Genomic DNA, 11,191 nt, shown 5'->3' with positions numbered 1-11,191 from the left:
GGTGACGTGTTCGGGGTCCGGCCTCGACCCGGAGATCTCCCCCGATGCCGCCGAGTACCAGGTACCGCGCCTGGCGAAGGCCACGGGCAAGAGCGAAGGCGAGGTGCGCGACATCATCGCCCAGTGCACCAAGGGCCGATTCCTGGGCGTCTTCGGCGAGCCCACGGTCAACGTGCTCAAGGTGAACCTTATGCTGGACGGCGCGCTGTAGGTGAGGGAGTGGCGGATGAGGGCATGACTGACTATCTGAGCCCTCAATTCCATCCCGCCCATCAGTTGCGGTGGAATACGGACTGTTTTGCCTGTCAAAAGTCTTATCTACTCCGTATTCCACCGCAACTTTTTTGTGAGGGTCGGGATTGAAGGTGGGGAGTGCGAGCGAGCGCGAATGCGGCGGTTGCTGATACGATAAGTACGTTAGCAACTGCCGCCGAGCGGCTCAAACGAAAGGAAGCCTGTATGGAGTCATCCGCCTACCCGATGCTCTTTAGTCCGATCAAGGTCGGTACGACCGAGGTTAAGAACCGCGTCTTTATGCCGCCGGTGTCCACCAACCTGGCCGATCATGGCTATGTGACCGACGACTTGGTCGATCATTACCGTGCCCGTGCCAAGGGCGGCGTTGGCCTCATCATTACCGAGGTCGTGACGGTCGAGCCCACCTATACCTATCTGCCGGGTGACATGTGCTGCTACGACGACACGTTTATCCCCGGTTGGGAAAAGCTCGCCGCGGCCGTCCACGAGTATGGCTGCAAGATCATGCCGCAGCTCTTCCACCCCGCCTACATGGCCTTTAACATTCCGGGCACGCCGCGCCTGATCGCTCCGTCCTTTGTGGGTCCGTCCTATGCCCGCGAGGCGCCGCGCCCCATTACGGTGGATGAGATCCACGAGCTCACGCATCAGTTCGGTGACGCTGCCGTGCGTATGCAGAAGGCCGGCGTCGATGGCGTTGAGGTCCATGCGGCACACGCCCACGGTATGCTCGGCGGCTTTTTGACTCCGCTCTACAACAAGCGTACCGACGAGTACGGCGGCTCGCTCGACGCCCGCATGCGCTTCCTGCTTGAGGTCATCGCCGAGATTCGCGAGCGCTGCGGCAAGGACTTTATCATCGACGTCCGTATCTCGGGCGACGAGTACACCGATGGCGCTCTGACCCTCAACGACATGATCTACGTCTCGCGTCGCCTGGAGAAGGCCGGCGTCGACATGATTCATGTGTCGGGCGGCACCACCATCAAGCGCGGCTCCGCGATTCCCGCCGCCGGCACGCAGCAGGCCTCGCACGCCGCCTGCTCGCGTGAGATTAAGAAGCACGTGAACATTCCCGTCGCCACCGTCGGCCGCATCAACGAGGCCTGGATTGCCGAGGAGCTGATTGAGGACGGTGCTGCCGACATCTGCATGATGGGCCGCGCCAATCTGTGCGATGCCGAGTTCTGCAACAAGGCAGCCGCCGGCAACGCCGATGACATCCGCCCCTGCATCGGCTGCCTGCGCTGCCTGAACGGCATTATGTTTGGCAAGCGCATCTCCTGCACCGTCAACCCGGACGTGGAGCGCGACGAGGCCGGCTACGAGCCTGCCGCTGAGGCCAAGAACGTACTGGTTGTGGGCGCCGGTCCCGCGGGCATGGAGGCGGCGTTCATTGCCGCCAAGCGCGGTCACAACGTGGTGCTCGTGGATAAGCAGGACGAGCCGGGCGGCGAGATGCGTATCGCAGCCGTTCCGCCGGCAAAGCAGGAACTCACCCGCGTGATCAAGTATCAGTATCGTCGCCTGGCCGAGGCCGGCGTGAAGTGCGTATTTGGCACCGAGCTTACTGCCGAGGACATTCAGCGTGACTACGCGGGCTACGAGGTTGTCCTGGCTTATGGCGCCGAGCCCATCGCTCCGGCCTTCATGCAGGGCTTTAAGCAGGTTATGACGGCCGACGACCTGCTGGGCGGCAAGGCTTTTCCGGGCAAGAAGATCGTCATCGTGGGCGGCGGCACCGTCGGTTGCGAGACGGCCGATTACCTGGCCCCGTTGGTCAATGACCTCTCGCCGGCCAATCGCGATGTTACCGTCATCGAGATGACCAAGACGCTTGCCGCCAACGAGGGCGGTGCTGGTCGCGCGGTGCTCATCACGCGCATGCTCTCCAAGGGCGTCCATGTGCTGACCGAGGCCAAGGTGACCGAGATTACCGAGGACACCATCAGCTACGAGAAGGACGGTGAGGTCCACACCATCGCCGATGCCGATACGCTGGTGCTTGCCATGGGCTATCGCCCCAACACCAAGCTTGCCGACGACCTTGCCGCTGCCGGCGTTACCACCCACGTGCTGGGTGACGCCAACAAGTGCGGCAACATCCGCGACGCCATCGGCGATGGCTACAAGGTTGCCTGCGAGCTCTAGTCAACCCCTTTGCACCAATCGATTGCAAAAAGCGGCGGCTGCCCTGTGTGTTGGGCAGCCGCCGCCTGCGTTTTGCCAAAGAAAGATTATTGTCGGGCCCTAAATGCCTTTTGTTTCTGCTCCCCCCGCAATCATGTTGCGGTTATACACCAGGTGCAGATACATCGCATCGTGAGCGGCGGTGGGATTGCGCGAGGCGATGGCGTCGGCCACATCGCGGTGCGTGCGGATAGTTTCCTCGACGAGCTTTTTGCCGGTCACGTCGATAAAGAGGGGGACGGATGCCTTGAGCACGCCCATCAGGCGGGGAACGACGAGGTTTCCGGAGCTCTCGGCAATGGCATTGTGGAACGCGGTGTCGGCGGCGGAGTAATCCTCACCGGCCTCGGCCAGGCGCTCGGATTCGTCGCAGAGCTCTTTGATACAGACGACCTGGTCGTTGGTTGCGTGCTCGGCCGCCATGCGTGCCATCTGCGGCGGCGCCACGGCCCTCTCGCACGTCAACGATGCCGGTTTCTGGATGTGCTCTTCGTTCCTCGAGATTGACGAGAAGACCACCCTCAAGTCCTGGACTGTCATGGAGACAATCATCGGTCTTTCGGGCCTCGCCTGCGCCCTGGTGATCTCGTTCTTCGCCTAGTCGGGCATCTTTCGCCGAGTGCATCGCTCGGTACCCATTTACACCTGATTCATTAACCAACGATTGATACAACCGTTCAAACCAAAAGAGGAGAACATCATGGACGAGAAAACCAAAGCGCAGATTCAACAGGAGGCGGCCGACCTGGTTGCTAAGCTGCAGCCGCGATCCGGCAAGTTCCGCACCATTAGCCCCGAGATGGACCCACTGCGTCTGGGCTCCGGCTGGACCATTGAGGATCTGGACAAGCCGCAGGTCATTATCGAGTCGACGTTCGGCGACTCGCACCCGGGTTCTGCGGGCCTGTTTGAGCTGGTCGAGGAGGTCCGTGCTGGCGTTGCCGATGCTAGCGGCCACGGCGCCCGTTACTTCTGCACCGATATCTGCGACGGCGAGGCCCAGGGCCACGACGGCATTAACTACTCGCTGCCCAGCCGCGACATGATCGCCAACATGATCGAGATCCATGCCAAGGCCACCCCGTTCGACGCCGGCGTCTTTGTCGCCAGCTGCGATAAGGGCCTGCCTGCGAACCTCATGGCCATGGGCCGCATCAACATCCCCTCCATCGTCGTTACCGGCGGTGTCATGGATGCAGGCCCCGATCTGTTGACCCTGGAGCAGCTCGGCGCCATCTCGGCCCGCTATGAGCGCGGCGAGATTTCCCGCGAGGAGCTTGAGTTTGCCAAGCACAACGCATGCCCCAGCTGCGGCGCCTGCTCCTTTATGGGTACCGCCTCGACCATGCAGGTCACGGCCGAGGCCCTGGGCCTTATGCTCCCCGGCACGGCTCTGCTGCCCGCCACTAGCTCCGACCTGCGCGAGTTCGCCCGCGAGGCCGGCCGTCAGTCCGTGTGGCTCTCCGAGCACAACCTGTGCCCGCGCGACATCGTGACCAAGGAATCCTTCGAGAACCTCATCATGGTCCACGGCGCCATCTCCGGTTCCACCAACTCGCTGCTGCACATCCCCGCAATCGCCCGTGAGTTTGGCATCGAGATGTCCGCCGACGACTTCGATCGTCTGCACCGTGGCGCCCACTACCTGCTCAACGTTCGTCCCGCAGGCGAGTGGCCGGCGCAGTTCTTCTATTATGCGGGCGGCGTGCCGCGCATCATGGAGGAGATCAAGTCGATGCTCCATCTCGACGTCATGACCGTCACCGGCAAGACTCTCGGCGAAAACCTCGAGGACCTCAAGAACAACGGTTACTACGAGAAGTGCGGTCGTTACCTTGAGAAGTGGAATCTCAAGCGCGAGGACATCATCCGTCCGTTTGACCAGGCCTTCGGCACCGACGGTTCCATCGCCATCCTCCACGGCAATCTTGCTCCCGAGGGCGCGGTCGTCAAGCACACCGTCGTTCCGCGCGAGATGTTCCAGGCTACGCTCAAGGCCCGTCCGTTCGACTGCGAGGAGGACGCCATTCACGCCGTCCTGACGCATGAGGTCAAGCCCGGCGATGCCGTTATCATTCGCTATGAGGGCCCCAAGGGTTCCGGAATGCCCGAGATGTTCTACACCACCGAGGCTATCGCCAGCGATCCCGAGCTGGGTGCGAGCATTGCCCTGATCACCGATGGCCGCTTCTCCGGCGCCTCCAAGGGCCCGGCTATCGGTCACGTTTCGCCCGAGGCTGCCGTGGGCGGCCCGATTGCCCTGATCGAGGAAGGCGATCTGATTCAGATCAACATCCCCGAGCGCTCGCTGTCCATCGTGGGCATCGCCGGCAAGGAGATGGAGCCGGCCGAGGTCGACGCCGTCCTGGCCGAGCGCCGCGCCGCTTGGAAGCCCAAGGCTAATCGTTACACCTCCGGCACGCTCAAGTTCTTTACCGAGCATGCGGTTTCCGCCATTCAGGGTGGCTACATGGAGTAGCGCCCATGCGCATCGATTCCCTCTCATAGATGTGCGGCACAAAGAGCCCCGAGCTCACACGAGCTCGGGGCCTTTTTCGTCTGGATTGGGGACGCATAGCCGGACGAAAGCGTGTTGCGTTTGGCGTAAAACCATACGAAAGTGCAATTTGCGTCTTATTTCCGAACGTAAAACAGACGAAAACCGTTTACGTCTGCTTTAAATCCGTACGAAAACGGTTTTCGTCTTGCAGAGCAGTTGTCGTTTCTACAGTTCAACTTCCAGTTCGGCTTTGTGTTCGCAGAGGTAGTCACGCATGTAGGGGATGGCAAATGAGACCTTGCCGTACGAAGGAGCCTCGATAATCGATTCTCTTAACAGGCGGCTGCGGACGGAGCTCACCTGTTGAGGCGTTTTGTTTAGGGCATCGGCAACCATGCTGGTCGAGCTCGTCTGCCCCAAAGACGCCATGCTCAGCAGATAAGCGATGCACGTGGGCGGAATGCGCTGCAGCGCGGGCTCAATCACCATGGCGCAGAAGCGTTCGCGTGCCGTTGCAATGCCGCGCTCGGCTTCTTCTTCTCCAATAATCGCTGTATGTGCGCGTCTCGCCAACTGCCATGCGTAGTATCCAACGAGTTGGATCATGAAAGGATAGCCTTGCGTTGCCTCGGCAAGTTGGCCGGCAATACCTGGCTGCAACTCCATGCCAGACGCTTCAATGGTTTCCTCGAGGGAGTACGACACTTCGGTTACTGCCACAGCCTTCAGGTCAAAGGGGAGGGCACGGCGCAAAAACGTAAGTGCCTTTCCGTTGATGATACTTTCAATCATCGAAGGCAGCCCAGCAAAAACAAAGGCGATATCAAGGTCTTCGCCGATAACCTGCTGAATCGCAATGGAGAGCGTTCGGACCTCATCGAGCTCTGCGTCTTGAACCTCGTCGAGAGTGATGAGCAGGCCATTTCCATTCTTGGATATTGTCTGTCTCATGGCGTCGCGTAGCGATGGGCCGATTCGCTCAATATCTATGCTGCCGATGGATATGCCAGCTACGGTGGGCTCAAATCTGGCGTGTTTGGCCTGGAATTTGGGCTGCAGCTGTTCGAGAATGCGCTGGCAAAGTCCCTCGGTTGCGACCTCTTTTATGACCGTCCAGCCACGGCTTTGCGCCAAACGTGAGCACTCGTCAAGGAGGACCGTCTTGCCCGTTCCACGGACGCCGGCTATGCGCATTAGGCGCCCCGGGGCACCAGGCCCGTTGACGAGGCCCTCATTGAATTCTTCGAGCACATCTTCGCGGCCGATAATCGTGGGAGGTGTTTTACCTGCTGTGGGCTTAAAAGGGTTTGTTTGCATGTGAGCCACCTTTGCTCAAGATATAGCAAGATATAGCAAAGTATAGTGAGATATAGCAAAGTAAGCGCTACTCGCGGGTTTTGCGGTGGTGCTATTTTTCAAATGCCGCGCGGATAAAGCGCTGGGCGAACAGCTTGTTGGCAACTCACGAGGGCTCGGGGTGCCAATTTGGGATGCAGCAGTGCTACGCCACGAAAAGGGCCTATCTACTACGTTTAAGCCGCAGGGGTCAACCATGGTCGGCTTTTTCGAAAATCGACAAGCTGTCTACCTGCGGTTTTGTTTTCACGGTTTTCGGTATGGCCGAGGCTATCCGTGTTAACGTAGTAGATGGGCCCCTTTTGTGGCAAGGGGCCGACCTGCGGCCCGGGGTGGCCAAAAAGCCCCGTCCCAAAAAGACTGAAAGAGACACATCCCAAAAGACCGGTTGGGAGTTGGGACGTGTCGATGCGATAGTATTGCATGGTGGTATTCGATTAACCGAGGCTTCATCCGAGGGCTTTATGGAACAGCAGCATTATCAGAGCCTGCAAGACCAGGCGTACAACGCATTGCGGTCCAAGATCATCTATGCCGAGCTCAAGCCTGGCACGCGCCTTTCGGCGATTGGTCTGGAAAAGGAGACGGGAATCGGGCGCACGCCCATTCGCGAGTCTTTTGTGCGCTTGCGTGAGCAGGAACTGGTGGAAACGCGTCCCAAAAGCGGCACCTACGTCTCTAAGATCAGCATGGAACGCGCCGAAAACGCCTGCTTTTTGCGCGAGAAGCTCGAGAGAAGCGTGCTCATTAAATGTTGTTCGGCTGCTACGCCCGAGCAAAAGCAGCGGCTTGAGCAGATTCTTACCGAGTCCGAGTCGCTCGACCATAGCGAAACGCGTCGCTTTTTCGATCTGGACAACCTGTTCCATGAGACGTGTTTTGAGATTGCCGGTCGTCACATGTTGTGGGATTGGATGAAGAGCGTCAATACGCATTTTGAGCGATACAACTGGTTGCGTATGGTGTCGCAGGATTTGGATTGGGAGCCGATTCGTCGGCAGCATCGCCGGATTCTCGAGGCCATTAAGAGGGGCGATACCGACGCGGCGAGCTATCTGGCAGAGACGCACTTGCATCTGATGCCCGAGGAGCAAGGCCCGGTTATTGCCCTGCATCCCGACTATTTTGAGCTGCCTAAAGACTCGTCTATCTAGCCCATCATCGCATCTGCTCGAGACGCAAAAACGATGCTGCTCATCTGCAGCGTTTTGAAGCCGAGTTTTTAAAAAATGCCTAAAATGGCTCAGACTGCTGACAATTGGGAAACGGGGTGCTCTATGGCGCAGATGAGGATTAAGGACATTGCCGCCGAGGCGGGCGTGAGCCCGGCCACGGTCTCGCGCTATCTCAACAACCGTCCCGGGCAAATGACCGAGGAAACCCGTGCTCGCATCGCGGCGGTTATTGAGCGCACCGGCTATCGCCCGCGTGCCGCTGCGCGCAATCTGCGCAGCTCGCGTACCAACCTCATCGGTGTGATCCTGGCCGACATCGCCAACCCGTTCTCCAGTGCCATGCTCGAAGGACTTTCCGTCAGCGCCGCCGCGCGCGGCTGCTCGCTCATGACGGCCATTAGCGGCAACGACCCCGCAAAGGAAGCAGAGTCGCTTACCAGACTTATCGATGCTGGTGTGGACGGCCTAGTCGTCAATACCTGCGGTGGCAACGACGAGGCGATTGCCGCGGCAGCGGGACGCCTGCCTGTTGTGCTGTTCGACCGCGACGTTGCCGACGGTGGCATCGATCTGGTGACCTCTAACAACTGCGAGCTGGTTGCCGGCCTGGTAGAAGCCTTGGCTGCTGCGGGCAGCGAGCGCCTGTGTCTGCTCACCGAGGCAAGCGATGACAGCCCCGTACGTCGCGAGCGCGCCGAGGCCTTTGCCGACGAGCTTTCGCGACGCGGCCTTGCGGGCGAGGTTGTCACCCTGGCCGACGGTGGCGCCACGGGCGTTGGCCGCTTGGACGAGACCATCCGCGACTATGCGGGCAAAAAGCTCGGCCTCATTGCCGTCAACGGTCTGGTCTTCTTGCGTCTGACCGAGGCGCTGGCACAGTTGGGACCCTCGTTGCCGGCGGGGCTCAAGATCGCGACGTTTGATGACTACCCCTGGAACCACGTGCTCTTTGGCGGTGTGACCACGGCCGCGCAAGACACCCTTGCCATTGCCGAGCGTGTGGTCGAGCGCCTCTCCGAGCGCATCGACGTCGTTACCACCACCGTGGGCGAGGCCGCGAAGCTGGCGCCCAAACGCATCGAGATTTCCGGCCACATCGAGCACCGCGCATCGACCTCGCGCTAGCCGCTCGTTTGCAACGGCCTGTTCGCACACGTTTTTTGAGCGCTTGATACGCTTTAACCCTGCGGAAACATTTTTCTGCGATAGTATCTGCGATATAGACCAGTCGAAACCCGCCCGAAAGAAAGGGGAGCGACATGAACCAGCAGAACATCGATTACGTACTCCGCTCCGTAGAGCAGCGTGACATTCGCTTTGTGCGTCTGTGGTTTGTCGACATTCTCGGCCGCCTCAAGAACTTTGCCATTAGCCCCGAGGACCTCGAGGTCGCTTTTGAGGAGGGTATTGGCTTTGACGGCTCTGCCATCGAGGGCTTTGCCACGCCCGAGGAAGCCGACATGCTGGCGTTCCCCGATGCTTCTACCTTCCAGATTCTGCCGTGGCGCCCGAGCCATAACGGCGTCGCCCGCGTGTTCTGCGACGTGTGCACTCCCGATTGCAAGCCCTTTGCCGGCGACCCGCGCGATGCCCTGCGCCGCATGTTCCGCAAGGCCGAGAAGGCTGGTTATCTGCTCAACGTGGGTGCCGAGCTGGAGTATTACTACTTCCCCGACGAGCACACCCCCGAGCCGCTCGACAACGTGGGCTACTTCGATCTTTCGGTGAGCGATGCCGCTCGCGACCTGCGCCGCAACACGGTCCTCACGCTCGAGAAGATGTCCGTGCCCGTGGAGTACACCTTCCACGCCGCCGGCCGCTCGCAGCACGGCATGAGCCTGCGCCACGCCGAGGCCCTGAGCATGTCCGACGCCATCACCACGGCCAAGCTCATCATTAAGCAGCAGGCCTACGAGAGCGGTTGCCACGCCTCCTTTATGCCCAAGCCGTTGGCGGGCGAGGACGGCAGCGCTATGTTTTTGCATCAGTCGCTGTTCGACCACGACGGCAACAACGTCTTTTGGGGCGAGGACGACGAGAAGTACCATCTCTCCGATATCGCCAAGCACTACATGGCCGGCATTCTGGCACACGCGCGAGAGATTAGCGCCATCACCAACCCCACGGTCAACTCGTACAAGCGCATCACCACGGGTGGCGATTCCGTGCCGCAGTACGCCACGTGGGGTCTGCGCAACCGCGCGAGCATGATCCGCATCCCGGTCTACAAGCCCGGCAAGCAGCTGTCCACGCGCATCGAGCTGCGCAGTCCTGATCCCATGGCCAATCCGTACCTGGTCAACGCCGTTACGCTGGCGGCTGGTCTGGACGGCATCGAGCGCAAGCTGGAGCTCCCGCCCGAGGCAACGGCCGAGACGCTCAAACTCACCGACCGTCAGATGCTCGAGGCCGGCTACACGCCGCTGCCGCGCTCGCTCAAAGAGGCGCTCGACGTCTTTGAGGACTCGCAGTTTATGAAGGATGCCCTCGGCGAGCACATCCACAGCTTCTTCCTCAAAAAGAAGCGCAACGAGTGGCATAAGTTTGAGTCCACGATCACCGAGTGGGAGATCAAGCATTATCTGGCGAACTCCTAATCGCGCTGGCTTGTTCCAGTACGATTGAGCTCATTTCCTTGGAGGCCGATATGTCCGAAAAGAGTGCCCTGTTCATGGCGCGCACGACGCGCTTCCACGAGTTTGCCCGCAGCTTGACGACCACCCTGGGTGTCGAGGTGAGCTTGGCAACCCCCGATTCGCCGACTGCGGCGCACGACTTTGACCTGCTGATTCTCGATTCCGATGGCATCCGCAGCGACCGTATCGATCAGATTGCCAAGTGGCTTGACGATCGCGGCGGCGTTCCCATGCTGGTGATCGTCGACGACGAGGCGCTCGGCACCCTGCGTCTGCCGAACCACGCGCATGCCGACTTTATATGCCCCACGGCGACGCCCAACGAACTCAAGGCTCGCGCACAGCGCCTGATGGGCGAGGAAGAGACCGTCACCGCCGACGATGTGCTTAACATCGATAACCTCGAGATCAACCTGGCTACCTACCAGGTGACACTCGATAACGAGCCCATCGACCTGACGCTGATGGAGTACTCACTGCTGAGCTTTTTGGCAACGCACCCCAACCGCGCCTACAGCCGCGAGGTGCTGCTGCACCGCGTGTGGGGCTTTGAGTACTGCGGCGGTACGCGCACCGTCGACGTGCACATTCGACGCATCCGCTCCAAGGTGGGCCCGCAGATCGCGGCGCACATCACCACCGTCCGCGGCGTTGGTTATCTGTTTAAGGACTAGATTTCCACCAAAAAGGGGACAGGCACCTTTGTGGTGGTTTTGCCGCATGCGTGGGTTCCTTTCGGGTCCGTACAGAACTTAAGCCTTCCTAAAAGATTGCGTTCTCATACACGTGCACCCGCATATTGGGGTACAACTCAACGTGAACAATGATGGCCCGCCACATGTTTGGCGGGCCTTTGGTTATTTGACGAAAGGATCGTAGCTATGAGCGAGAACGATTCCCAGCGTCCCCAGGACGCGGGCAACGCCGGCGAGACGCAGCAGCAGCCGCGCGTGCAGGTGGAGTCGACGCCTGCCGACGGCAACATTCCCTACGTGCAGGCCTACGACACGCAGACTGGCAAGCCGCTGGGCGGCCAACAGGTCGTGAACAAGCACACGGTGGTCAAGACCAAGACC

General features: G+C 60.1%; 10 protein-coding genes and 1 pseudogene. 9 read left to right on the top strand and 2 right to left on the bottom strand.

Annotated elements, in window-relative coordinates; translation table 11 throughout:
• Both AB5Z54_RS09575 and AB5Z54_RS09570 read left to right on the top strand, forming a co-directional pair.
• On the top strand, nucleotides 1-211 hold a 211-nt coding region (locus AB5Z54_RS09575; protein ID WP_368161365.1), incomplete at its 5' end, for a potassium-transporting ATPase subunit C.
• 248 nt (nucleotides 212-459) lie between these two features.
• Nucleotides 460-2,409: an oxidoreductase gene (locus tag AB5Z54_RS09570; protein WP_368161363.1), complete on the top strand. Its 1,950-nt coding sequence runs from the start codon at nucleotides 460-462 to the stop codon at nucleotides 2,407-2,409.
• A gap of 99 nt (nucleotides 2,410-2,508) precedes the next feature.
• On the opposite strand, the gene AB5Z54_RS09565 is transcribed toward AB5Z54_RS09570, so the two are convergent.
• On the bottom strand, nucleotides 2,509-2,871 hold the full coding sequence (locus AB5Z54_RS09565; protein WP_368161362.1) for a FadR/GntR family transcriptional regulator: 363 nt from the start codon (nucleotides 2,869-2,871) through the stop codon (nucleotides 2,509-2,511).
• Here AB5Z54_RS09565 and AB5Z54_RS09560 point away from each other — a divergent pair.
• Both AB5Z54_RS09560 and ilvD read left to right on the top strand, forming a co-directional pair.
• Nucleotides 2,870-3,049 (top strand): GntT/GntP/DsdX family permease, encoded by a 180-nt coding sequence (locus AB5Z54_RS09560; protein WP_368161360.1) that lies wholly within the window; start codon nucleotides 2,870-2,872, stop codon nucleotides 3,047-3,049. The two genes, AB5Z54_RS09565 and AB5Z54_RS09560, sit on opposite strands and share 2 nt — an antisense overlap.
• A 99-nt stretch (nucleotides 3,050-3,148) precedes the next feature.
• A complete protein-coding gene (gene ilvD / locus AB5Z54_RS09555; protein ID WP_368161358.1) occupies nucleotides 3,149-4,927 on the top strand; it encodes a dihydroxy-acid dehydratase in 1,779 nt (592 codons plus the stop codon).
• Nucleotides 4,928-5,173: 246 nt separating this feature from the next.
• Here ilvD and AB5Z54_RS09550 read toward each other — a convergent pair whose 3' ends face one another.
• Nucleotides 5,174-6,265: an ATP-binding protein gene (locus AB5Z54_RS09550; protein ID WP_368161356.1), complete on the bottom strand. Its 1,092-nt coding sequence runs from the start codon at nucleotides 6,263-6,265 to the stop codon at nucleotides 5,174-5,176.
• 503 nt (nucleotides 6,266-6,768) lie between these two features.
• Between AB5Z54_RS09550 and AB5Z54_RS09545 the strand changes: the two genes are divergently transcribed.
• The 5 genes and pseudogenes from AB5Z54_RS09545 to AB5Z54_RS09525 all read left to right on the top strand — a co-directional run.
• Complete coding sequence (locus AB5Z54_RS09545) at nucleotides 6,769-7,458, top strand: GntR family transcriptional regulator (RefSeq protein ID WP_368161355.1); 690 nt, start codon at nucleotides 6,769-6,771, stop codon at nucleotides 7,456-7,458.
• Nucleotides 7,459-7,581: 123 nt separating this feature from the next.
• A complete protein-coding gene (locus AB5Z54_RS09540; RefSeq protein WP_368161353.1) occupies nucleotides 7,582-8,604 on the top strand; it encodes a LacI family DNA-binding transcriptional regulator in 1,023 nt (340 codons plus the stop codon).
• Between the two features lie 134 nt (nucleotides 8,605-8,738).
• Complete coding sequence (locus AB5Z54_RS09535; protein ID WP_368161351.1) at nucleotides 8,739-10,076, top strand: glutamine synthetase family protein; 1,338 nt, start codon at nucleotides 8,739-8,741, stop codon at nucleotides 10,074-10,076.
• Between the two features lie 50 nt (nucleotides 10,077-10,126).
• Entirely contained in the window at nucleotides 10,127-10,789 is a 663-nt protein-coding gene (locus AB5Z54_RS09530; protein WP_273375662.1) for a response regulator transcription factor, read from the top strand.
• Between the two features lie 207 nt (nucleotides 10,790-10,996).
• Nucleotides 10,997-11,191, top strand: a pseudogene (locus AB5Z54_RS09525) (S1C family serine protease); the annotation flags it as partial.

The sequence above is a fragment of the Collinsella aerofaciens genome (assembly GCF_040910185.1).
GTDB lineage: Bacteria > Actinomycetota > Coriobacteriia > Coriobacteriales > Coriobacteriaceae > Collinsella > Collinsella aerofaciens_BF.
Note: the sequence above shows the minus strand (reverse complement) of the source record. Positions and strands in the feature narration are given on the sequence as shown.